We start from the raw sequence: 24,395 nt of genomic DNA on the forward strand, positions 1-24,395 counted from the left end.
GATGTATTGGAGTGACATGCAGCCACAAACCGCTTACCAGACTACAGCGCCTGTTCCTGCTGTGCAGGATGCGGTAATCAGTAGCAAGCAAGCTGCGTGCCAGGTTACAAACCGCGGCAAAAGCAGGCTTTTTGCCGTCTACAAGGATGGCGTTGCATTAGCGCGGTGCAGCGTGCACCGCCATGAGGCTTTCAAGAGGAATAAAACGAGAATTGGTTTCTACCGTGATTCTTCGACCAATACAGCTGCTGATCGGCTGCGGTAATCAGGCTATCGAGTGACATCCCTGGCTGCCAGCGAGCTGCGCCCTGACTGAGCGTTACCCATTCAGCGGTATCAGAACTCTCATGAGGAATAGCGCGCTTTTCCAGCGTGGTTTTAATTCGTTCGCACACTTGTGATGCGATCTCTGGCGTGGCATTGAGCAGCAAGACGGCAAACTCTTCACCGCCGAAACGCACGGCAAGATCGCTTTCATTTCTTACCGAATCGCTGATGCAGCGGGCCACTTTTACCAGACATTCATCACCTTTGAGATGGCCATACACATCGTTATAGCGTTTGAAATGGTCAACATCGATCATGATGAGATAAACCTGCGATTCTGCGGCAATTTGCGCAGTCCGCGCGTGAAAGTATTCGCGCAAATAGCGTTTATTTGCTAAGCCGGTAAGCGGATCGTGATCGGCAAGGCGGGTCAGTTTTTGAATTAACCGTGCGTTTTGCTGTTCACTGGCTTCGGCTTTACGAACCCATTCCATCATCACGTTTCGACAGGAAAGCACCACACCAAGGGCTAGCGTATAAGCAACCAGGTGGAAGAGAACATGTAGAGGATTTAACACGGCAATGTTGATAAACAGTGTCAATATTATCGGCAGTACAAAGGCTGCAATCACGTTAAGTGAAAGATGAAAGGCAATGACAGCTGGAAACAGCACCAATAAGGAGATCACCATCACCCACTCGATGTCATGTGTGGCGCGATATAATTGATGCAAAATTAACGCCCAAATCACGCCATAAATAACTGCACACAACATCAATACGGCACGAGTCAGATAAAGTTGCTGTTTAATCAATTGACTGGTGAGTAGCAGATTCCAGCAAGAAAACAGCATTAGCAACAAACTTAAAATAAAAATAGGTGGCAGAGATGGCACCAAATCATCATAGAAAAAATAGCGCAAACACAAGTAAAGTGAATAAGCGATATTGAGCCAAAGAAACCAAATACAGCCTGTCCGGGTGAGAATGACATCTTTGTTCACTTTTCCTGCATCCATAATCAGCATGTGAAAACCTCAAAAGAGAAGATGTTTCAGATAGTTACGACGCGCTTAGCATGGTTAAAGAAAAACGCAAATCCAGTTGTCGGATAGAGTTTTCTTTTCAATCGGGATTTTATCAAACGTCTGGTAAGGATAATCCTAAAGACAAAGATTTTTCAGTTCCAACGTAATTTTATTATTTCATATAAAGTTTCATTTTGGATAGGTTTTGTGTGTGGAAAATAATAGTTATTTCACTATTAATCATAAGGATAGATGGGTTCATTTGATCTGGTAGCAGGAAAAGCTAAAGTTTGAAGCCAATCAAAAAATTAATAAATTGCACGTTCGTCCATATCTTTAAGCTTGTGAAGTTTAAGGCGTTAACTACTGTTTAAAGCGAAATGTTTATTCAACTCATGCCATTTCACCATGCTGGCCATAAAGTTCGCTGTATTTTTTTTGCTTCCGACACATTTTGTCGGTTTATAGACACAGGGCGAATGAAATCTGACCAACCTCTGGAGGGGATGATATGTGCCAAAAATGGGCCATCGCTTGTGGTGCGCTATTACTTATTTGCAACGCAACGAATGCAGCTTCACCCTATGACGATCTTGCCTTTGCGTTGAAACAACAGCAGATTATTCAAAGCTTGCGCGCACATTGTCATATCGATAACCACATACCCGACGAAAAGATTCGCAACCTATTTCTCAGCGAAAAAAATAACCACTCACCGATTTTATTGGCGGCAAAAGCCTTTGATAAAAAGGATAAACCCGGTTATTCGCATGCGATTGCTAGCGTGCGTTGTCCAGAAATCAAATAGGGCGCTGAAAGGATATGAAACGAATCCATTCCCTGGCGTTGCTGTTGTGCTTAACCGCGTCTACGCAAGCAAGTGGTTTGTATTTGTATGAAATAGCCACTGATGATGTAGGTTTAGCCGGCGCGGGCCAGGCGGCGCGGGCGCAAGATGCCTCCACCCTGTTCACCAATCCGGCGGGAATGACGCTGCTACCCGGCAAAACCATGAGCCTTGGCGGCCAGATGCTCTATGGCAGAGCAAAATATGGCTTGAATGATGATGCGCTGCTGAACGGTAACAGCCCCGGCAATGTGATTGGCTGGTTTCCTGGAGCTAGCGCTTTCTACAGCCAGCCGATTACCGATCAATTAAGTGCAGGCATTGGTCTTTATGGCAATTATGGATTAGGCCTGCACTTTGGCGATTGGGCAGGCGATAATCTTATTAAAGACAGCACGTTAGTCGCGATGACGCTGATGCCATCCGTCGCGTGGAAATACAATGATGCGCTTTCAATGGGTTTCGGACTGGGCATTAATTATGGCTTTCTGAAATTGAAACGTCAGACGGCGACCGGAGAAAACGAGCAATCCGACCACGATTGGGCGTTGAACAGTAAATTCGGCATCATCTATCAATTTACCCCCGAGACGCGCGCGGGCTTGACCTACACCAGCGAAACCAAATATCACTTTGATATCAATGGTAGCGTGCAGTTAGACCAACTCACTAATAGTCCTTCTTACACTTTACCCATCGCAGCCACCGTTAATACACCCCAACAGGTGATGTTCAGCCTTTACCACGATCTGAACCGTCAATGGGCGTTAATGGGCGACCTCGGCTGGCAAGACTGGAGTGCCTACAGCAATAGTCAGATTGTGGTGGGTGAAAATCGCGTGGGCGACAATGAACGTCTGCGCGACACCTGGCATGTGGCGCTGGGCACGCAGTTCCGTCCCACCGACGACTGGACATTCAATACCGGTGTGGCATTTGACAGCAGCTTTTATCGCAATCAGAACGATACCTCGCTGACCATGCCTTCCGGTAATACCTGGCGTTGGGGCGTAGGCGCGCGTTATCAACTTGATGCTGAAAGCAGCATCGGTGCGGCGTTTGAGTATGCCTACATCGAAAGCTCGCGCGTTGCCTCACCTTTATTGCAAGGCGAGTACCAGCATCCTTCACTCTATTTTTTCGCCCTGAACTATAACCGCAACTTCTAACCCGTAACCGAGGAGGTGATCCGATCATGAGCATGTAAGCATCATTTACTGGCGGACAACATTCGTCTTGCCGTTCAAGGGCCTACCATTTAGTGGAGTGCAAAATGTCTCGAATGCCTTTTTGCAAAACGATGTTAGCCTCAATGCTCTCTGTCGCCTGCTGCTCATTCAGTGCACAAGCCGCGCCGGACAGCAATCAACCCTCTACCGCGCCCGAGCAAAACAAGGGCAAGCCCAATATTGTGGTCATCTTCGGCGATGATATCGGTTACTGGAATCTCAGTACGTACAATCAGGGCATGTTGGGTTATCAAACGCCGAATATCGACAGCATCGCTGCCGAAGGCGCGAAGTTCACCTCCTATTACGCGGAGCAGAGTTCTACTGCCGGTCGTTCCTCCTTCATAACCGGGCAGATGCCGTTCCGTACCGGGATGAGTAAGGTGGGCATGCCGGGCGCACCGCAGGGATTGCAGAAAGAAGATCCCACTATTGCCAATATCCTCAAGCAACTCGGTTATGCCACCGGCCAGTTTGGTAAAAACCATCTGGGCGACCGCAATGAGTTTCTGCCTACCGCACATGGCTTTGACGAATTCATGGGCAACCTTTATCACCTGAATGCCGAAGAGGAACCGGAGAACCCGGATTACCCACAAGATCCGGAGTACAAGAAACAGTTCGGCCCGCGCGGCGTAATCAAATCCACTGCTGACGGGAAAATTGAGGATACCGGTCCACTCAACATCAAACGCATGGAAACCGTGGATGAAGAGACGTTGGCAGCTAACAACGACTTCATGGAGCGGCAGGTCAAAGCCAACAAGCCATTCTTCACCTGGTACAACACCACGCGCATGCACAACAAAACCCATATTAAACCGGCCGATAAAGGCGTGACCGGATTGGGGGACTACGCCGATGGCATGGTGGAACATGACAAAATTATCGGGGAAGTGCTGAAGAAAATTAAAGATCTCGGCATCGAAGACAACACCATTGTGGTTTACACCACCGATAACGGGCCAATGACGGCGACCTGGCCGGATGCCGGTATCACGCCGTTCCGCGGTGAGAAAAACACCGGCTGGGAAGGTGGTTTCCGCGTACCGGCGATAATTAAATGGCCGGGACATATCAAACCTGGCACCTTAGTCAACGACATTGTCGGCAGTAATGACTGGTTCCCAACGCTGGTGGCAGCAGCGGGCGTACCGGATATCAAACAGCAGTTGCTGAAAGGCTATAAAACCAGCGCCATGAACTACAAAGTGCATCTTGATGGTTATAACCAGCTCGATTACATCACCGGTAAAACGCAGGAGGATCCGCGTAAAGAGTTCTTCTACTGGAGTGATGACGGCGATCTGCTGGCGATGCGTTACGGGCGCTGGAAAGCTCACTTCATGATCCAGGAACATACCGGGATGGATGTGTGGAAATATCCGTTCGTCAAACTACGTGTGCCTCTGATTTTCGACCTGAAAATCGATCCACTGGAAAAAGGCACCGATGGCATGGATTACAACCACTGGTTCTATGATCGCCTGTTCCTGCTCGGCGGTGCGCAGAAATATGCCGCTGAAATGCTGCAAAGCTTTAAAGAGTTTCCGCCACGGCAGAAACCGGGCTCATTCACCGTTTCTGATGTGTCGAAACTCATTGAGGAAGGCAGTCCGGCTACCAATTGATGCTCTGACCACAATGCCGGGTGAAATACTTCACCCGGTACTCAGGAGGCGTTCATGAAATACAGCACAACGTTGCCGGTTAAACCTCTTCCTACGGCGGAAAAATTCAGTGGCAAAGGGCCGGCTTACACGCGCCGTTTTCACGTGATGGCGAAACCCACCGGATCGCGTTGCAATATCGACTGCAACTACTGTTTTTACCTGCATAAAGAACAGCTGCTGGAGCAGGATCGTCACAGCGGCATGAGCGATGAGGTGCTCGAAACCTTCATTAAGCAATACATCGACAGCCAGGATGGCGAACAGGTGGTGTTCTCATGGCAAGGAGGCGAGCCCACGCTAATGGGGTTGGAGTATTTCGAAAAAATCGTCGTGCTGCAGAAGAAATACCAGAAGCCAGGTCAGCGGATTGAAAACGATCTGCAGACCAACGGCATTCTGCTGAATGACAACTGGGCGCGCTTTCTGCGTCAGCACAACTTTTTAGTCGGCATTTCAATCGATGGCCCGGCGGAACTGCACGATCGCTACCGCGTGACGCGCAGCGGTAAGCCCACTTTTGAGAAAGTGATGGCGGGCGTTGCGGCGCTGAAACGCCATAGCGTGCCATTCAATGCCTTAGTCACCGTTAACCGCACCAACGCCCGCTTCCCGCTTGAGGTTTACCGTTTTCTGACGCGCGAATTGGGTGCCACTTATATCCAGTTCAATCCCTGCGTTGAGCCGGTGGATTTCAAACAAACCGCACCGCAGTTCTGGCAAGACGACACCATTCCGGTTACCGGTTCTCGCCGCGCGCGTCCCGGCGACCTCGATTCGATTGTTACCGATTGGTCTGTCGATCCGGATGATTGGGGCCGCTTCCTGATTGCGGTGTTTGAAGAGTGGGTGAACAACGATTTGGGTCGGGTTCAGGTCAACCTGTTTGAAACCGCCGTGGCGCAAACAATGGGCATGCCAGCGCAGATTTGCATCACCTCAGAGTTTTGCGGCAAAGGTCTGGCGATTGAGAAAAATGGCGACATCTTCTCCTGCGATCACTACGTCTACCCTGAATACAAATTAGGCAATGTGCAGAGCACCAAACTGGCGCACATGGCCTTTTCCGAACGACAAAAAGCCTTTGGTTTAGGCAAGCGCGATACTTTACCAGCGGCCTGCAAACGCTGTCCCTATCTGAAACTCTGCTATGGCGAATGCCCGAAAAACCGCATTGTCAGAAGCGAGGAAGGGGAACTGGGCATGAATTACCTCTGTCCCGGCATCAAGGCATTCTTTGATTATGCGCAGCCGATTCTGGTGGGCATCGCCACGCTGTTGCAACCTAAGACGGTGGAACCTGCATGATGAAACGCACCTTATTTGCCCTGTTAATTGCAATTCATTGCGGGTCGGCTATAGCTGCTGAGGATCCGCTGAGCAGCTGGAATGACGGTCAATCAAAGCAGGCGATTGAAAGCTGGGTAAAGGGCGCCACGCAAGCGGGTGACAAGGCTTTCATTCCCGTTGATCAACGTTACGTGGTGTTTGATAACGACGGCACGCTGTGGCCCGAAGCGCCGCTGACCTTTCAATTACAGTTTGTGTTAGATGAGATAAAGCGCCTGGCGCCTGAGCATCCTGAATGGAAAAACGATGCGTTAGTGCAAGCGGTGATCAACAACGACATGAAAACCGTGATGCAGGCGGGCAAGAAAGGGCTGATCCAGCTGATGACGCTAACCCACAGCGGCATGACTACCGATGATTTTGCCCAGCGCGTCAGCCATTGGGTTGAAACCCATCGTCATGCACGTTTCGGCTGTCGTTACGATCAGTTGGGTTATCAGCCGATGCGCCAACTGCTGGATTATCTGCGCGCCAACGGCTTTAAAACCTGGATTATCTCCGGCGGCGGCATTGATTTTATGCGCGTGCTGGCGGAGAAGATGTATGGCATTCCGCCGGAACAAGTGGTCGGTTCATTTTCACTCAGTGAGTTTTCGCTCACGGACAACGGTACGCAACTGCGCAAAACGCTGAACGGTGCTTTTTATGATGACGAAGCGATGAAGCCGGTTGCTATCCATCTGTTTATGGGACGACGTCCGGTTGGCGCTTTCGGTAACAGTGATGGCGATGTGCCGATGCTGCAATACACCTCCGCGAATCCCGCCTACAAAACCTTTGGTTTGCTGGTTCATCACACCGATGGGGCGCGTGAATACGCTTACGATGCGCATCCTTCCGCCAGCGGAAAACTGGTTAACGGGCTCAAGCTGGCCGCCAAAAATGGCTGGACGGTTGTCGATATGAAGCAGGACTGGAAAACGGTATTTGACCCTGCGCAATGCGCAGTTGGGCAAAGCAGGGAATAGAGCGGAATAAAAAAGGGTGCTTTGACAAGCACCCTTATTCGATCACTGCATTTGTTGCTGAACGAGATTACGCGCTCAGCAGCTGATTCGCCGTTTTCTCAACCAGCGCCAGTAGGACTTTAACATCCTCGAGCGTCACGGTTGGGTTCAGCAAGGTCAGCTTCAGGCAAGTCACGCCCTGATTCTCGGTTACGCCAACGTTGGCGCGGCCAGAATCCAGCAACGCATCGCCGATACGCTGGTTGAACAGGGCAATCTGCGCGGTATCGGTCAGTTGCTCTGGACGATAGCGGAACAGCACGCTAGCCAGCTGAGGCTGCATCACCAGCTCCAGACGCGGTTCAGAGGTGACATATTTCGCCACTTCCTGCGCCAGCGTTACGCCGTGATCGATGATCGCCGCGTACTGTTTCTGACCCAGCGCTTCCAGGCCCATCCACAGCTTCAGTGCATCGAAACGACGCGTGGTCTGCAGTGATTTGGATACCAGATTCGGTACGCCGGCTTCTTCGTCAAACTCTGAGTTCAGATAAGCCGCCTGATAGCGCATCAGCTCATAATGACGCTCGTCTTTCAGTAGGAATGCACCACAGCTGATGGTCTGGAAGTATTGTTTGTGGAAGTCCAAAGTGACGGAATCCACCAGATCCAGGCCGTCAAGGTAGTCGCGATACTTCTCGGACAGCAACAGCGCGCCGCCCCATGCTGCATCAACGTGTACCCAGATGTTGTGCTCGGCAGCGATACCGGTAATTTCACGCAGCGGATCGATAGCACCTGCATCGGTGGTACCGGCGGTCGCAACGATCGCCAGAATCTGTTCGCCGTTAGCTTCGGCCTGTGCCAGTTTGCCTTTCAGGTCTGACACATCCATACGGGCGAATTCATCAGACTTCACCTGCACCACAGACTGATAGCCGTGGCCAAGCAGCGCCATGTTCTTCTGTACAGAGAAGTGCGCGTTTTCAGAGCACAGCACTTTGATCTTACGCAGATCGCCAGTGATACCGTGCTGCTGCACCGAGTGGCCCTGGCGCTGATAGAAGGCATCGCGCGCCAGCATCAGGCCCATCAGGTTGCTCTGGGTGCCGCCGCTGGTGAACACACCTGCGTCGCCAGCCGGATAACCCACTTGCGCACGCAGCCATTCGATCAGTTTGATCTCAATGATGGTGGCAGAAGGGCTCTGATCCCACGAATCCATACTCTGGTTAGTGGCATTGATCAGCACTTCTGCCGCCTGGCTTACCACCAGGCTAGGGCAGTGCAGATGCGCCACACATTGTGGGTGATGCACTGAAAGACTGTCTTTCAGGAAATATTCAATCGCGCGTTCAATCGCGGCCTGGTTACCCAGGCCGTTTGGATTGAAGTCGAGCGTGATACGCTCGCGCAGTTCGGCAACGGTTTTGCCTTGATACATCTCAGGCTGTTGCAGCCACTGCACAACCGCGGCGCTGCTCTGGGCAATCGCCTGCTGGTACGCCTCAATGCTCTGTGCAGAGGCGGCCAGAATCGGGTTTACTTCAGACATTTACTCTTCCAATCAAACAGGTTTGACGCCAGCGCCAATCAGCGCCTGCTCAAATTTATCCAGGAAAATCGCCAGCTCATCGTTGGTGATCAGCAGTGAAGGCAGCAGACGCAACACTGCGCCATGACGGCCACCGCGCTCCAGAATCAGACCTGCTTCGAAGCACTTCTTCTGCAGCAGCGCAGAGAGCTCGCCGTCAGCCGGGAAGCTGCCCATGTGATCGGCCGCTTCATTCGGTTTAACGATCTCAATACCGATCATCATGCCGAGACCACGAATATGACCAATTACCGGGAAGCGTTTCTGCATCGCAGCCAGCTGCTGTTTCAGCCATTCACCCTGCGCGGCAACTTTGCCCGCGATATCCTGCTCTTTGAGGATTTTCAGCGTGGTCAGGCCGGTCGCCATCGCCAGCTGGTTGCCACGGAAGGTGCCGGTGTGATGACCCGGTGACCAAACGTCGAACTGCTTTTTGATGCCCAGCACAGCCAGTGGCAGACCGCCGCCCACTGCTTTAGACATAACGATGATGTCTGGCTCGATGCCTGCGTGTTCAAAGGCGAAGAATTTGCCGGTACGGGCAAAGCCAGCCTGAACTTCGTCGAGGATCAGCAGAATGCCGTGTTCCTGGGTCACTTTACGGATGCGCTGCAGCCACTCAGCCGGAGCTGGGTTTACACCGCCTTCGCCCTGAACAGCTTCGAGGATGACTGCAGCTGGCTTGCGCACGCCGCTTTCCACGTCGTTGATCAGGTTGTCGAAGTAGTAGGTCAGCGCTTTCACTCCAGCTTCACCACCGATACCCAGCGGGCAACGGTATTGATGCGGATAAGGCATGAACTGCACTTCTGGCATCATGCCATCAACCGCTTCTTTCGGTGCCAGGTTGCCGGTAACGGACAGTGCGCCGTGCGTCATACCGTGGTAACCGCCAGAGAAGCTGATCACGCCGCTACGGCCAGTGGCTTTCTTCGCCAGTTTCAGTGCGGCTTCTACTGCATCAGCACCCGAAGGACCGGTGAACTGCAGGCAATAATCTTTACCCTGGCCTGGCAGCAGCGAGAGCAAAGACTCAGAGAATTGATCTTTCAGTGGTGTTGTCAGATCAAGAGTATGTAACGGCAAGCCGCTGGTAATGACATTTTGTATGCTCTGGAGAACATCAGGATGGTTGTGACCCAGTGCCAGCGTCCCTGCGCCAGCCAGACAGTCAAGATATTGTTTATTCTCAACATCTGTAATCCACACGCCATGGGCTTTAGCGATGGCTAAAGGCAGTTTGCGCGGGTAACTCCTGACGTTAGATTCAAACTCGGCCTGACGGGCTAAGAATGCGTCGTTGTTTCCGTTGAATGCATTGGCACCAAAACTATCAATACGGACTTTATCCGTCATCATATCTCTCCTTCAACCGGGGCACGTGAGGCTCGCCAATTGACTAATTGAACAAAAAAGTAACAGCTGTGAAAAAACGCGGCCAATATAGAGCCTTTTGACCTACATCACAATGATTAATTTTGTTTAGATTTGTTTACTCTTTCCATATATGAATCAGGGCGTTGGCCAGAAATTGGCCACTTAATTTCGCACCGCTGTCGGGGTGGTTAAAAAATAATCGAATGAATAAAGAGACTTATAGCCGCTAAGGCGATCCACGGACCAAAGGCAATGGCTTGATTGATATCTCGCTGCCAGCCAATTCTGGAAATCAAAACACATAAAATAGCACCGCCCGATGCCAGCAAAAGCACTGACGGTATAAGAGGCCAGCCCAACCAGGCGCCCATCGCCGCCAGCAGTTTTGCATCCCCCATTCCCAGCGCCTCAACTCCTTTAATCCACTGATATAAAAAAGATAGTGCCCACAATAAGCTGTATCCTGCGATTGCACCGAATACCGCTTCATGCAATGAACCAGGTAGCCACTCCATCGCTTTGAAAAACAGCCCAGTCCAAAGTAATGGCAATGTGATCGCGTCGGGTAAAAGGAAATGGTCGAGGTCGATAAAAACTAATGCCGTTAATGCCCAGAACAGAATAAGCGCACCCAACAAATGAAGATTTACCGGTATAAGCCACATCAGCAGCAAGGTGAAAAGTGCAGAAATTATCTCCACCTGTGGATAACGCCTGCTGATGGCGCATTGGCAATATCGACATTTACCGCGTAGCAACAGCCAACTTAGGACGGGAATATTGTCGCCCCAGCGCACTCTTTTTTTACATCGTGGACAGTGAGAAGAGGGATAGAACAGATTTTGGGATGATTCAGGATGTATTAATTGCAGCGGCAATCGATAGATCACCACATTGATAAAGCTGCCCATCATCAAGCCGATTAATCCACCACTTAACCAATATATGCATGCCATTGCCAATACCTCGCACCTTCCTGGATTGTCATGGCGAGACAATATGCCGAAGCGGATATCAGTGCGAGAGGAAAGAGGTCATTACATCGGGTTACATCAAAAGTGCAGAGCGGGCTCCATAATTAAGGAGAGTGGGAATTAAGACTGCTGCTTAAACATCTGAATCGCTTCCTGCACATTGCTGGTCGCCAGAGACATAACGTGGTCGTTATTCAGGTAGACATCATATTGCCCGGCATTAAATCGAAACACATAGAGATCGCCGCGATAGCGCAGCCCTTTGGTTTTAATCCCAATGTGATGACGGCGCAAAGCAGCCTGTGACAGTCGGTCATTATCAGTTCTCATTGCCACTCCTCCACTTAGCGTTTATTAGCCAAAACCGGACATAGTCTCGGGTCTGAACCTTAACATAACCTTAAGAAGAGTATAGTTAATTATCCACAGCTTTTTCATGCCTACTTTCTTCTACCAAACTTCAACATTTAAGAAAAAAGCCAGCTTGTGTTTCAGCCATTTAATGTTGGGTTAAGTTTTCCTGCGTATCTTGTTTCCTCAGGCGATAAAAAAGCCCTACTTATGTTTTTTTAAAGAGCTCAAAGAAGTTAACAGTTTGTGCTGTCAAATTTGTACGGTTTAACCTACGTTTAAACAGCAAGTTACTTAATGTTGTTGTGGTATTAATCGATTGCAAATTTTTACATGGTCCTGATGCAGGAAACTCAAGGCGTTAAACGTTAAGGTAATCTTATGACTTTCCTTCCATTTTCGCGCCCATCGTTGGGCGAGGAAGAGTTGGCTGCGGTAAAAGCAGTATTTGAATCAGGCTGGATTACGACGGGTCCAAAGAATGCTGAACTGGAAGAGGCTTTTTGCCTGCTCACCGGTAATCAGCATGCGATTGCCGTCAGTTCCGCCACGGCAGGGATGCATGTCACGCTGCTGGCACTGAATATTCAGCCCGGCGATGAAGTGATCACGCCGTCTCTGACCTGGGTTTCCACCATTAACATCATTACGCTGCTCGGTGCGACGCCGGTGATGATCGATATCGATCGCGACACCTTAATGGTGACGCCGGAGCAGATTGAAGCAGCGATCACGCCGCACACGCGCGCCATCATTCCGGTGCATTACGCGGGCGCCCCAGCCGATTTGGATGCCATCCGCGCCATCGGTGAGCGTCATGGCATTCCGGTGATTGAAGACGCCGCCCACGCTGCGGGCTGCTACTACAAAGGCAAGCACGTTGGTCATGAAGGCACGGCGATCTTCTCCTTCCACGCCATCAAAAACATGACCTGCGCCGAAGGTGGCTTGATTGTGACCGATGATGCAGCATTGGCAGACCGCATGCGCAGCCTGAAATTCCACGGCCTCGGCGTCGATGCGTACGATCGCCACACGCATGGCCGCAAGCCGCAGGCGGAAGTGATCATGCCGGGCTTCAAATACAACTTGCCGGATATCAGCGCCGCCATTGCATTGGTGCAACTGAAAAAACTGCCCGCCATCAATGAACGCCGCGCGGCGATTGCACAACGTTATCTCACCGAACTGGCGGATACGCCGTTTCTGCCGCTGACGCAGCCAGAATGGTCGCATCAGCACGCGTGGCATCTGTTCATTATTCGTGTCGATCAAGCGCAATGCGGCATTACCCGTGATGCATTAATGGAAACACTTAAAGCGCAGGATATCGGCACCGGCCTGCATTTCCGTGCTGCACACACTCACAAATATTACCGCGAACGCTATCCGCAGCTCTCACTGCCGCACACCGAATGGAATAGCGATCGCATTTGCTCAATCCCGTTGTTCCCTGATATGCGCGACGAAGATGTCACGCGCGTCATTAGCGCATTGCGTCAGATCGCTGGAGTTTGACATGTTGGAAGAAAAAGCCATTCGTAAAGTCTCCGTGGTGATCCCGGTGTACAACGAAGAGGAGAGCCTGCCGGAATTAGTACGTCGTACCGATGCGGCCTGCGCGGAATTAGGTCTGGAGTACGAGATTCTGCTGGTTGATGACGGCAGCAGCGATCGCTCGGGCGAGATGATTGCCGACGCTGCGGATATGCCGGGCAGCCATGTGGTTGGCGTGTTACTCAATCGTAATTACGGCCAGCACTCGGCGATCATGGCGGGCTTTAGCCACGTGAGCGGCGATTTGATCATCACGCTGGACGCCGATCTGCAAAACCCGCCGGAAGAGATCCCGAACCTGGTGAAAGCGGCGCAGCAGGGTTATGACGTGGTGGGCACCGTGCGTCAGAACCGCCAGGACAGCTGGTTCCGTCGTCGCGCCTCACGCACCATCAATCACCTGATTCAGCGCGTGACTGGCAAAGCGATGGGCGATTACGGCTGCATGTTGCGCGCTTATCGCCGTCATATTGTTGATGCGATGCTGAACTGCCACGAACGCAGCACCTTTATTCCCATCCTCGCTAACACCTTTGCGCGCCGCACCATTGAGCTGCCGGTGGCGCATGCCGAGCGCGAGTTTGGCGATTCAAAATACAGCTTTATGCGGCTGATTAACCTGATGTATGACCTGGTGACTTGCCTCACCACCACGCCGCTGCGTCTGCTGAGTATCGTCGGCAGCCTGATTGCGCTGGCCGGTTTTGCCTTCTCGCTGATTCTGATTGTGCTGCGTCTGTTCCTCGGCGCCGCCTGGGCCGGCGATGGCGTGTTCCTGCTATTCGCCGTGCTGTTTATTTTTGTCGGTGCGCAGTTTATCGGCATGGGGTTACTCGGCGAATACATCGGCCGCATTTACAACGACGTACGCGCCCGTCCGCGCTACTTCATCCAACGTGTGATACACCCACAGCAAAAAGCCTCATCTGTACAGGAAATTGAGCAATGAAAACTGTCGTCTTCGCCTACGCCGAAATGGGCTGTGCGGGTATTTCTGCACTTCTGAACGCTGGCTATGAAATCAGCGCTATTTTTACCCACTCAGACACAGGAACTGAGAGCCACTTTTTTGACTCCGTTGCGCGTTTAGCCGCTGAGCAGGGCATTCCGGTCTATGCGCCGGAAGATGTGAATCATCCGTTGTGGGTCGACCGCATTAAAACCATGGCGCCGGATTACATCTTCTCCTTCTATTATCGTGCTTTGCTGAACGACAGCATTCTCAGCTGCGCAAAACTGGGTGCTTTTAACCTGCACGGTTCGCTGCTGCCTAAATACCGTGGCCGCGCACCGCTGAATTGGGTGCTGGTCAATGGCGAAACCGAAACCGGCGTAACCTTGCACCGCATGGTGAAACGCGCCGATGCCGGTGACATCGTGGCGCAACAGCGCGTCGCGATTGACGAGCAGGACAACGCATTAACACTGCATCGCAAACTGGTGGCCTGCGCCACCGAAGTCCTGAACAACGCGTTGCCGGGAGTGAAACGTGGCGATATCGTCACCACGCCACAAAACGAAAGTGAAGCTACGGTTGTTGGTCGTCGCACACCGGAAGATGGTCGCATCAAATGGGAAGCCCCGGCGCAGACGGTCAACAACCTGGTGCGTGCCGTAACTTATCCGTGGCCGGGCGCGTTTGCCTTCGCTGGCACGGTGAAATTCGTGGTGTGGAAAAGCCGCGTGCATAACGTTGATCACCACGCCAAACCGGGCACCGTATTGTCTGTTGAGCCGTTCCTCATCGCCTGCGGTGAAGGTGCGCTGGAAGTGATGACCGGTCAAAGCGATAACGGCGTCTTCATGAACGGCAGCCAGCTGGCGCAAAACCTCGGCATGGTGAAGGGCGCATTGCTCTATTCTCAGCCGGTGGCAGCGGTAAAACGTCGTACGCGCGTGCTGATCCTCGGCGTGAACGGCTTTATCGGTAACCACCTCACTGAGCGTCTGCTGCAGGATGATAACTTTGAAGTATACGGTTTAGACATCGGTTCTGATGCCATCAGCCGTTTCCTCGATCAGCCGCGCTTCCACTTTGTCGAAGGCGACATCAGCATTCACTCAGAATGGATCGAGTATCACATTAAGAAGTGCGATGTGGTGCTGCCATTGGTGGCGATTGCCACGCCGATTGAGTACACCCGCAATCCGCTGCGCGTGTTCGAACTCGATTTTGAAGAGAACCTCAAAATCATTCGTGACTGCGTGAAATACAAAAAGCGCATCATTTTCCCATCGACCTCCGAAGTGTACGGCATGTGTACTGACAAACATTTCGATGAGGATCACTCGAATCTGGTTGTTGGGCCGATCAATAAACAGCGCTGGATCTACTCCGTTTCTAAGCAGCTGCTGGACCGTGTGATTTGGGCTTACGGTGAGAAAGAAGGGCTGCGCTTTACCCTGTTCCGTCCGTTTAACTGGATGGGACCGCGCCTCGATAACCTGAACGCCGCACGTATCGGCAGTTCGCGTGCTATCACACAGCTGATACTCAATCTGGTAGAAGGTTCACCGATTAAGCTGATCGATGGCGGCGCACAGAAGCGTTGCTTCACCGATATTCGTGACGGCATTGAAGCGCTGTTCCGCATCATTGAGAACAAGCAGAATAACTGCGATGGTCAGATCGTTAACATCGGTAATCCGGATAACGAAGCCAGCATCAAAGAGTTGGCCGAGCGTCTGCTGGCGAGTTTTGAACGTCATCCGCTGCGCAGCAACTTCCCGCCATTTTCTGGATTCCGTGAGGTAGAAAGCAGCAGCTATTACGGTAAAGGTTATCAGGACGTGGAACACCGCAAGCCGTCGATCAAAAATGCGCGTCGTCTGCTGGACTGGACGCCAACCGTCGAGATGGATACCACCATCGATAACACGCTGGATTTCTTCCTGCGCACCGTTGAGCTGCAGGATAAGCCATGAAAAAAGTAGGTTTGCGCGTCGATGTAGATACCTGGCGCGGCACCCAATTCGGGGTGCCGGCGCTACTGGAGCAATTCAGTCTGCATCAGCTGCAGGCCAGTTTTTTCTTCAGTGTTGGACCGGACAATATGGGGCGCCACTTGTGGCGCCTGTTAAAACCGCGCTTCCTGTGGAAAATGCTGCGTTCGCGCGCAGCATCTCTTTACGGCTGGGATATCTTGCTGGCCGGCACTGCGTGGCCGGGACGGGAAATTGGTCGCGGTTTGGAGGAGATCATCAGCGCCACCGCCGATCATCACGAAGTCGGTTTGCATGCCTGGGATCACTTTGCCTGGCAAACCTGGGCGGGCGTGTGGCCGCAAGAGAAACTGGTTGAGCAGATAGCACGTGGGAAACAAGCGTTAGAAGAGATCATTGGTGACAATGTCACTTGTTCAGCCGTGGCGGGTTGGCGGGCAGACGGTCGCGTAGTGGCTGCCAAGCAGCAGTTTGGCTTTAGCTACAACAGCGACTGCCGTGGAACGGGCCCATTTCTGCCCATTCTTAGCGATGGCAGTATCGGCACGGTACAAATTCCGGTGACCTTGCCCACCTGGGATGAAGTGGTGGGACAATCGGTAAGCGCGGAAGGTTTCAACGACTTCATTCTCGAGCAGATTCATGCTGCAACGGGTTCGCCGGTCTATACCATTCATGCCGAAGTAGAAGGGATTGTCGGACTTAAGGCGTTCGCAGATCTGCTTAGACGTGCAGAAGAGCAGGACATTGAGTTTTGTCCACTCAGCGCCTTGTTACCCGACGATCTCTCTACGCTGCCACAGGGCAACATCGTGCGCGGGCATATTCCCGGACGCGAAGGCTGGCTAGGCTGCCAGCGTTAATATCTACAGGAACCACGGATGCGTACAGGCACTAAAACCGCATTACTCATCGCGCTCTTCGCGCTTTTTTACCTGATCCCGATTGAGTTTCGCGCCTTATGGCAGCCGGACGAAACCCGCTACGCTGAAATCAGTCGTGAAATGCTGTTCAGCGGCAATTGGGTGGTGCCGCATTTCTTTGACCTCCGCTACTTCGAAAAACCGATAGCCGGATATTGGGTCAATAACATCGGCCAATGGCTGTTTGGTCACACTAATTTTGGCGTGCGCGCCGGATCGATTTTAAGCACCACCTTGAGCGCGGTATTGGTCTACTGGCTCGGCAGGCAGATGTTCGCCAGCCGCAAAGTCGCGTTGACCGGCAGCGTTATTTTCCTGACTTCGCTACTGGTGTACGGCGTGGGCACTTACGCGGTGCTCGATCCGATCCTGATGCTGTGGCTGGTCGCCGCGATGTGCAGTTACTGGCTGGCATCGCAGGCCAGCACCACGCGGCAACGCTTATGTGGCTATATTTTGCTGGGCGCGGCCTGCGCGATGGGCTTCATGACCAAAGGGTTTCTCGCGCTGGCGGTGCCGGTATTGGCGATTCTGCCGTGGGCCATTTGGCAACGTCGCTTCGGTGAACTGCTGCGTTGGGGACCGCTGACAATTGTGGTTGCTGTGCTGCTCAGCACGCCATGGGCGCTGGCGATTAATCAGCAGGAAGGGGATTTCTGGCACTACTTCTTCTGGGTCGAGCATATTCAGCGTTTCGCCGAGTCGGATGCACAACACAAAGCGCCATTCTGGTATTACATTCCGGTGCTGCTGGCGGGCTGTTTGCCTTGGCTGGCGCTGCTGCCGGGATCGCTGGTTGGCGCGTGGCGTCAGCGCAGTCAGCAAGCCGGACCGATCTATTTGCTGAGCTGGGTGCTGCTGCCGCTGCTGTTTTTCAGTATCGCTAAAGGCAAATTGCCGACCTACATTTTGCCGTGCTTCGCGCCGCTGGCGCTGCTGATGGCGCATTACGCACACAGCGGTTCGGCGCAGGTGATCAAAGCGCTGAAAGTGAATGGCTGGATCAACCTGCTGTTCGGTGCGATTGCCGCAATCGTGTTACTGGTGGTGCTAGCTCCGTGGGGCATTTCGCATCGTCCGGTTTATAGCAGCGAAGAGATTGTTGGCGTAATCTGTGCGGCGCTCTCCTTTATCGGATGGGGCGTGATGGGCTGGCTGAGCCGCAAGCCGGAGAACGGTCGCTGGCAGTTAGCCGCGCTTTGTCCGCTGGCGCTGGCGTTGTTGGTCGGCTTTGCTATTCCGCAAAAGGTGCGCGACTCCAAGCAGCCGCAGAGTTTTGTCAGCGCGGTGCACGATCAGCTGGCGGATAGTCGTTATCTGCTGGCCAACAATCCTGGCGTGGCATCGGCGGTGGCCTGGGAACTGCAGCGCAGCGACATCAATTTCTATGATGCCAAAGGTGAGTTGCAATACGGCCTGAGCTATCCGGATGCGCAGTCACACTATATTGATGCGGATAACTTTGCCGACTGGCTGCGCGTGCATCGCCGTCAGGGCAAGGTTTCATTGGTGTTGATGATGAATTCCAGCGACAAAACGCCGGATAAAAACCTGCCGGAACCGGATGACGTCTATCGTCAGGGCCGCCTGGTTTATTACGGCTACGATGCTAAACCATGAATCTGTTGCTGATTTTACTGGTTAGCGTGCTGAGCTGTGCCGCCCAGCTGTGTCAGAAGCAGGCGGCTCATCTCGGTATCAAAAAGGGGATGCTTTGGCTGGCGCTGAGCATCATGCTGCTGGGTATCGGCATGTTGCTGTGGCTGGCGGTATTGCGCGTGGTACCGGTGAGCGTGGCATATCCGATGCTGAGTCTTAACTTTGTGTTGGTAGCTATCGCCGCACGGCTGATCTGGCGCGAAACCTACAGCCTACAGCAGTGGATTGGCACGCTGGCGATTGTTGCCGGTGTGGCGTTAATGGGAAGTCATCTATGAAAGGCGTGATGCTGGCGCTGTGCAGCGTGTTGCTGGTATCGCTGGCGCAGCTGGTGCTGCGAATGGCGATGCTGGATTTCCCGCCGTTGAGCGCATTGCTCAGTTTGCAGCACATCAAACCGCTGCTTCTGTTGGCGATGGGCCTTGGCGCTTACGCGCTGTCGATGTTGTGCTGGATGTTGGCGCTGCGCCATCTGCCGCTTAATCGGCTCTATCCGCTGCTCAGTTTGAGTTATGTACTGGTGTGGCTGGCGGCGATTTCCTTGCCAATATTAGGGGAAACCTTCCGCTGGAGCAGCTTTGCCGGCGTGGTGCTGATTGTGTTTGGCTTGCTGCTGGTTTCGCTGCCGCGCAAGCAATGATTGTCCGTAGGGTCGCCATTCATGGCGACCATCAACCAACCAACCGCAAATGCTTCTCCCCTAAATCCGCCAGTGAAGCCGCGCCTAACATGCCTAAATCGCGGCTAACCTCGCTGGTAATCAAATCGATGGCCAAATTTACGCCCGCTAAACCGCCGACCGCGCAAGCATAATTAAATGGCCGCCCGACAAAGCAGGCTTTTGCGCCCAGCGCGATAGCTTTGATGGCGTCGGTGCCGCGTCGAATTCCGCTATCAAACATCACCGTCATTTCACCCGCTGCTGCAACGATTTCCGGCAGCACATAAAGCGGCGGAATCACCGTATCCAGCTGTCGTCCACCATGATTGGACACCACAATCCCGTCGATGCCGATGGCTTTACAGCGCAGCGCATCGTTACGGCTGAGAATGCCTTTGATCACCATCGCGCCCGGCCAGCGTGCGCGGATATGTTCGATATGCTGCCAGGTTAAGTGGCTGCGTCCGCTGAAATCTCGCACCGCATTTTTCGAGAACAGCGGCGCGCCACGCTGCGCATGATTGTTCTCAAAATAGGGCATACCGCTTTTCAACAGCGTCTTTAGCAGTGTTCCGGTCAACCAGCGCGGATGCGTGATGCCTTGCCACGCCAACTTCAGGTTAGGACGGAACGGCGTGGCGAATCCGGCGCGCACGTTATTTTCCCGATTAGCTTTAACTGGCGTGTCCACGGTGATCACTAGCACCGGAATCGCGGCACGCTTAACGCGATCGATCAGCGCATCGATCTCCTCCAGCGTTTTCGGCAGATAGGCCTGAAACCACATATCGGGATTCACTTGCGCCACATCTTCCAGCCGCGTCAGCGAGGAGCCGCTCATGATAAACGGCACTTTCTTCTCTTTCGCCGCGCGTGCCAGCGTGCAATCGCCATCAAAACCGGTTAACGCCGAGATGCCCATCGGCGCGATGCCAACCGGTGCCGCGTAGCTTTGCCCAAACAGCTCAACCCCGATGTTGCGCTGCGACACATCCACCATGTTTTCCGGGATCAGGCTGTAGCGCGCATAAGATGCCAGCGTGTTGCGCAGCGCGATATTGTCCTCGACGCCGCCAGAAACATAGGCGAACAGCGGATGCGGTAGATGACGTTTGGCGTACTTCTCGAAGTCGTTCAGGGATAGGCAACGCGACTGCATATTGCGCATGAAGGTGATGATCCAGTTGGCGAGACGGTAGGGGAAAAGCAAAGAAATCAATGCTATTGCACGAGGGGGATTTTACAAATCTATAATTCGGCAATGTTAATGCGCGAAATGCATATAGACGGTCGCCATAAATGGCGACCCTACGGAGTTAATATCACCGCACACGTAAGGTCGCCATTCATGGCGACCTTTTTAATTACCGTGATGAATCCTGCCTAAATAAAACCTCCCCCTGATGAAATTCCATCAAAATAAAAACACCAAAATGCTTGAACTCACATTTCGGAAAACAAATTCCAAATAAAAATTAACATGAAATAAAAATGCCGTTAGCGTGAACGCTCTGTTTTGTTCTGCCGTATTTCCTTATGTATTTTTTACCAGGAGGTATTATGGAAAGAGAACTTTATATATCCACCAACACGGCTTCCGGTCCGAATAGCACCACACGCACCGAGCCCTTTGTTAAAATAATCGCGCTGGTCGCCACGCTGGGTGGATTACTGTTTGGCTATGATACTGGCGTGGTATCGGGCGCTTTGCTATTTATGCGTGACGATTTGCAACTCACGCCATTCACCACCGGATTAGTCACCAGTTCACTGCTGTTTGGCGCCGCTTTTGGCGCGCTGCTTGCCGGTCATTTTGCGGACGCGCTGGGACGCCGCAAAATCATCATTTCCCTCGCCTTTATTTTTGCCCTTGGCGCTATTGGTTCGGCTTTCGCGCCGGATGTCATCTCAATGATCGCTTCACGTCTGTTCCTGGGCATCGCCGTCGGTGGCGCGGCGGCCACGGTGCCGGTGTATATCGCGGAAATCGCACCAGCCAATAACCGCGGCCAGTTGGTGACTTTGCAGGAGCTGATGATTGTTTCGGGCCAACTGCTGGCGTACGTGTCCAACGCCACTTTCAACGAAATCTGGGGTGGGGAGCACACCTGGCGCTGGATGATCGCCATCTCGACTGTACCCGCCGTTTTGCTTTGGTTCGGCATGATTTTCATGCCAGAAAGCCCGCGCTGGCACGTGATGCGCGGTAACAACAACGAAGCGCGCAAAGTGCTCGAGAAAACCCGCGCGGCGGATGACGTCGATTGGGAGCTAGAAGAGATTGAAGAAACCATCGAAGAGAACCGGCAACAGGGCAAAGGCCGCCTGCGCGATCTGCGTACGCCGTGGCTGCGCAAAGTGTTCCTGCTCGGCATCGGTATTGCGGCGATTCAGCAGCTGACCGGCGTCAACACCATCATGTATTACGCGCCGACCATGCTGACAGCAACCGGCTTGAGCAACGATGCCGCGCTGTTCGCCACCATCGCTAACGGCGTGATTTCGGTGCTGATGACGCTGGTCGGGATCTGGATGATCGGCAAAATTGGCCGTCGTCCGCTGGTGTTGGTTGGACAGATGGGTTGCACCGCGTGCCTGTTCTTTATCGCGGCGGTGTGCTTCTTTATGCCGGAATATCATTCGGCAGGCGACGTCAATCTGCTGCGCGCCTATCTGGTGCTGGCGGGCATGTTGATGTTCCTGTGCTTCCAGCAAGGCGCGCTGTCGCCGGTTACCTGGCTGTTGCTTTCTGAGATCTTCCCGGCGCGTATGCGCGGCATTTGTATGGGTGGCGCGGTTTTTGCGCTGTGGATGGCGAACTTCGCCATTTCGATGGCGTTCCCGCTACTGCTGGCGGCGTTTGGCCTGGCCGGAGCCTTCTTAACCTTTGCGGTGATTGGTATTGGTGGATCGATGTTCGTGTTGCGCACCATCCCGGAAACCAAAGGGCGCAGCCTGGAGCAGGTCGAGCACTACTTCCATGAGTTGTATAAATGATGTTGCGTTGATGTAAATCAATCAAAGTTCTGGCAGAGCAGCAAAACGACATCGCTTACTATCGCAAGATATCGACGCGTCACAACAAAACAGAAAGTAAATAATATTACTCTTTCAGGATAGAACACACCATGACCTACAAAATAAGCCATGACCGACTCTGCATTAATCGTAAAATTGCGCCCAACCTTAGCCTCGAGCGTTTTTTCTCTCTGGTTGAAAAGTTAGGGTTAAATAAAGTCGAAATCCGCAATGATATGAAAAGTGGCAGCGTGACTGATAATTTATCCGGTGAAAAAGTGCGTGAGCTGGCTAAGCAACATGCGTTCACAATCGAAACCATTAATGCGGTTTATCCGTTTAACCAATTAACCGATGAGGTGCTGGAAAAGACGCACGCTTTATTAAATGCTGCGCGTGAAACCGGCGCTAAAGCGTTAGTGCTTTGCCCACTGAATGACGGCACGGTTATTTCTCAGCAGCAAACCGTCGATGCGTTAAAAACACTGGCACCGCTGTTCGCCGAGTATGGCATCACTGGTCTGGTTGAGCCGCTTGGGTTCCCGCAAAGTTCGCTGCGTTCTGCCGCTCTGGCACAACAGCTGATCAAGCAGGCGGGCGCGCCGTTTAAAATCGTACTGGATACTTTTCACCACCACTTGTACGAAGGCGCTGAGCAAGACTTTGCTGGCGGCGTCGACGTCAATAACATCGGGCTGGTGCATCTTTCTGGCGTCACCGATGCGCGCCCAACCCATCATTTAACCGATGAAGAGCGCATCATGCTGAGCGCCGACGATCTGCTGAAATCGAAACAACAAGTGCAGCGTCTGGAAGAGATGGGCTATCGCGGCATCTACGCCTTTGAACCGTTTTCTTCCGTAATGGATGGCTGGAGCGAAGAACAGATTGCCCAGGAAATCCAATCCAGCATTGCTTATCTGAATAATTAAGGAACACGCTATGACGCTCAATATTGGTGTAATCGGCACGGGCGCGATCGGTCGCGAACACATCCGTCGTTGTAGCAAGGTGCTGCAACATTCGCGCGTAGTGGCGCTGAATGACATTAACCGCAGCAACTGCGAACAGATCGTTAAAGATCTGGGGATTCAGGCGGAGATTTATGACAACGCGCATGACCTGATCAACGCGCCAGAAGTACAGGCGATTCTGGTCACCTCGTGGGGCCCAACTCATGAAGAATTCGTGCTGGCGGCAATCAAAGCGGGCAAAGCGGTGTTCTGTGAAAAACCGCTGGCGGTCACCGCGCAGGGTTGCATGAACATCGTTGAGGCGGAAATCGCCGCCGGTAAGAAGCTGGTGCAGGTTGGTTTTATGCGTCCTTACGACGCCGGTTACCGTGCGCTGAAAGCGGTAATTGAGAACGGTGAGATCGGCGAACCGTTGATGCTGCACTGCGCGCATCGCAATCCCGAAGTCGGCGATTCTTACACCACCAATATGGCTATCACCGACACGCTGGTTCATGAGCTCGATGTGCTGCGCTGGTTGCTGAAAGATGATTACGTCAGCGCGCAGGTGATCTATCCGCGTTCAACGAGCAAAGCAGCCTCGCATCTGAAAGATCCGCAAATCGTGCTGCTGGAAACTGCCAAAGGCGTGCGCATCGACGTGGAAATCTTCGTAAACTGCGCTTACGGCTACGATATCCAGTGCGAAGTGGTGGGCGAAAGCGGTATCGCACGTTTGCCTGAGCCGATGTCGGTGCAGACGCGCAGCGCGGCCAAACTTTCCACCAGTATCCTTACCGACTGGAAAAAGCGTTTCATCGATGCCTATGACGTGGAGCTGCAGGATTTCATCAACAGCGTGTTATCAGGTGAGATGACCGGCCCATCCGCTTGGGATGGTTACGCGGCGCAGGTCGCGGCTGATGCCTGCGTTGCGGCGCAAAACTCCGGTGACATCGTGCCGATCACCATGCCAATGAGACCGGCGTTCTATAACTGAGTTACACGGGATGGGTTAACGTAACCATCATTTAAGGCAAACATAGA

General features: G+C 52.7%; 21 protein-coding genes. 15 read left to right on the top strand and 6 right to left on the bottom strand.

The window, feature by feature from the left end; genetic code table 11:
• Positions 1-191: 191 nt before the first annotated feature.
• Complete coding sequence (locus VIJ98_RS21635; RefSeq protein ID WP_008107477.1) at positions 192-1,295, bottom strand: GGDEF domain-containing protein; 1,104 nt, start codon at positions 1,293-1,295, stop codon at positions 192-194.
• 511 nt (positions 1,296-1,806) lie between these two features.
• Between VIJ98_RS21635 and VIJ98_RS21640 the strand changes: the two genes are divergently transcribed.
• The 5 genes from VIJ98_RS21640 to VIJ98_RS21660 all read left to right on the top strand — a co-directional run bounded on the left by VIJ98_RS21640 (position 1,807) and on the right by VIJ98_RS21660 (position 7,359).
• On the top strand, positions 1,807-2,103 hold the full coding sequence (locus VIJ98_RS21640; RefSeq protein ID WP_008107474.1) for a YicS family protein: 297 nt from the start codon (positions 1,807-1,809) through the stop codon (positions 2,101-2,103).
• A gap of 14 nt (positions 2,104-2,117) precedes the next feature.
• A complete protein-coding gene (locus VIJ98_RS21645; protein ID WP_008107472.1) occupies positions 2,118-3,311 on the top strand; it encodes an OmpP1/FadL family transporter in 1,194 nt (397 codons plus the stop codon).
• 104 nt (positions 3,312-3,415) lie between these two features.
• The gene (locus VIJ98_RS21650; protein ID WP_323271440.1) at positions 3,416-5,002 is read left to right on the top strand and encodes an arylsulfatase; all 1,587 of its coding nucleotides are present in this window, start codon (positions 3,416-3,418) and stop codon (positions 5,000-5,002) included.
• Between the two features lie 54 nt (positions 5,003-5,056).
• Positions 5,057-6,349 carry an anaerobic sulfatase maturase gene (locus tag VIJ98_RS21655; RefSeq protein ID WP_323271441.1) on the top strand — a complete coding sequence of 431 codons (1,293 nt, stop codon included), beginning with the start codon at positions 5,057-5,059 and terminating at the stop codon, positions 6,347-6,349.
• The gene (locus VIJ98_RS21660) at positions 6,349-7,359 is read left to right on the top strand and encodes an HAD family hydrolase (RefSeq protein ID WP_323271800.1); all 1,011 of its coding nucleotides are present in this window, start codon (positions 6,349-6,351) and stop codon (positions 7,357-7,359) included. The genes VIJ98_RS21655 and VIJ98_RS21660 overlap by 1 nt, the downstream gene beginning before the upstream one ends.
• Before the next feature lie 67 nt (positions 7,360-7,426).
• On the opposite strand, the gene VIJ98_RS21665 is transcribed toward VIJ98_RS21660, so the two are convergent.
• From VIJ98_RS21665 to VIJ98_RS21680, 4 genes are all read right to left on the bottom strand, one after another.
• Positions 7,427-8,893: an aspartate aminotransferase family protein gene (locus VIJ98_RS21665; protein ID WP_323271442.1), complete on the bottom strand. Its 1,467-nt coding sequence runs from the start codon at positions 8,891-8,893 to the stop codon at positions 7,427-7,429.
• Positions 8,894-8,905: 12 nt separating this feature from the next.
• The gene (locus VIJ98_RS21670) at positions 8,906-10,291 is read right to left on the bottom strand and encodes a diaminobutyrate--2-oxoglutarate transaminase (RefSeq protein ID WP_036649212.1); all 1,386 of its coding nucleotides are present in this window, start codon (positions 10,289-10,291) and stop codon (positions 8,906-8,908) included.
• A 206-nt stretch (positions 10,292-10,497) separates the two neighbouring features.
• Positions 10,498-11,265 (bottom strand): A24 family peptidase, encoded by a 768-nt coding sequence (locus tag VIJ98_RS21675; RefSeq protein ID WP_154157147.1) that lies wholly within the window; start codon positions 11,263-11,265, stop codon positions 10,498-10,500.
• Between the two features lie 138 nt (positions 11,266-11,403).
• Positions 11,404-11,613 (bottom strand): hypothetical protein, encoded by a 210-nt coding sequence (locus VIJ98_RS21680; protein WP_008107438.1) that lies wholly within the window; start codon positions 11,611-11,613, stop codon positions 11,404-11,406.
• Between the two features lie 402 nt (positions 11,614-12,015).
• Between VIJ98_RS21680 and arnB the strand changes: the two genes are divergently transcribed.
• From arnB to arnF, 7 genes are read left to right on the top strand one after another with little or no spacing between them, the layout of a single operon-like run.
• Positions 12,016-13,152, top strand: coding sequence for a UDP-4-amino-4-deoxy-L-arabinose aminotransferase (gene arnB / locus VIJ98_RS21685; RefSeq protein ID WP_323271443.1), 1,137 nt, complete (start codon positions 12,016-12,018; stop codon positions 13,150-13,152).
• Between the two features lies 1 nt (position 13,153).
• Positions 13,154-14,140, top strand: a complete 987-nt coding sequence (arnC, locus tag VIJ98_RS21690) for an undecaprenyl-phosphate 4-deoxy-4-formamido-L-arabinose transferase (protein WP_008107434.1) — start codon at positions 13,154-13,156, stop codon at positions 14,138-14,140.
• On the top strand, positions 14,137-16,116 hold the full coding sequence (gene arnA / locus VIJ98_RS21695; RefSeq protein WP_323271444.1) for a bifunctional UDP-4-amino-4-deoxy-L-arabinose formyltransferase/UDP-glucuronic acid oxidase ArnA: 1,980 nt from the start codon (positions 14,137-14,139) through the stop codon (positions 16,114-16,116). The genes arnC and arnA overlap by 4 nt, the downstream gene beginning before the upstream one ends.
• Entirely contained in the window at positions 16,113-16,997 is an 885-nt protein-coding gene (gene arnD / locus VIJ98_RS21700; protein WP_323271445.1) for a 4-deoxy-4-formamido-L-arabinose-phosphoundecaprenol deformylase, read from the top strand. Before arnA ends, arnD begins: the two co-directional genes overlap by 4 nt.
• 18 nt (positions 16,998-17,015) lie before the next feature.
• Positions 17,016-18,677 carry a lipid IV(A) 4-amino-4-deoxy-L-arabinosyltransferase gene (arnT, locus tag VIJ98_RS21705; protein ID WP_323271446.1) on the top strand — a complete coding sequence of 554 codons (1,662 nt, stop codon included), beginning with the start codon at positions 17,016-17,018 and terminating at the stop codon, positions 18,675-18,677.
• Entirely contained in the window at positions 18,674-18,994 is a 321-nt protein-coding gene (gene arnE / locus VIJ98_RS21710; protein ID WP_154191368.1) for a 4-amino-4-deoxy-L-arabinose-phosphoundecaprenol flippase subunit ArnE, read from the top strand. Before arnT ends, arnE begins: the two co-directional genes overlap by 4 nt.
• The gene (arnF, locus tag VIJ98_RS21715) at positions 18,991-19,356 is read left to right on the top strand and encodes a 4-amino-4-deoxy-L-arabinose-phosphoundecaprenol flippase subunit ArnF (protein ID WP_154191366.1); all 366 of its coding nucleotides are present in this window, start codon (positions 18,991-18,993) and stop codon (positions 19,354-19,356) included. Before arnE ends, arnF begins: the two co-directional genes overlap by 4 nt.
• A gap of 31 nt (positions 19,357-19,387) precedes the next feature.
• Here the strand turns inward: arnF and VIJ98_RS21720 are convergent, their stop codons facing one another.
• Positions 19,388-20,596, bottom strand: a complete 1,209-nt coding sequence (locus tag VIJ98_RS21720; RefSeq protein WP_323271447.1) for an alpha-hydroxy acid oxidase — start codon at positions 20,594-20,596, stop codon at positions 19,388-19,390.
• Positions 20,597-20,937: 341 nt separating this feature from the next.
• Here VIJ98_RS21720 and VIJ98_RS21725 point away from each other — a divergent pair, with 341 nt between their 5' ends.
• From VIJ98_RS21725 to VIJ98_RS21735, 3 genes are all read left to right on the top strand, one after another.
• Positions 20,938-22,374, top strand: coding sequence for a sugar porter family MFS transporter (locus VIJ98_RS21725; protein ID WP_323271448.1), 1,437 nt, complete (start codon positions 20,938-20,940; stop codon positions 22,372-22,374).
• Positions 22,375-22,505: 131 nt separating this feature from the next.
• A complete protein-coding gene (locus tag VIJ98_RS21730) occupies positions 22,506-23,327 on the top strand; it encodes a TIM barrel protein (RefSeq protein WP_323271449.1) in 822 nt (273 codons plus the stop codon).
• A 10-nt stretch (positions 23,328-23,337) separates the two neighbouring features.
• The gene (locus VIJ98_RS21735) at positions 23,338-24,348 is read left to right on the top strand and encodes a Gfo/Idh/MocA family oxidoreductase (protein WP_323271450.1); all 1,011 of its coding nucleotides are present in this window, start codon (positions 23,338-23,340) and stop codon (positions 24,346-24,348) included.
• Positions 24,349-24,395 lie beyond the last annotated feature (47 nt).

This window comes from Pantoea sp. S18, assembly GCF_045689705.1.
In the GTDB taxonomy this organism is placed as follows: domain Bacteria; phylum Pseudomonadota; class Gammaproteobacteria; order Enterobacterales; family Enterobacteriaceae; genus Pantoea; species Pantoea symbiotica.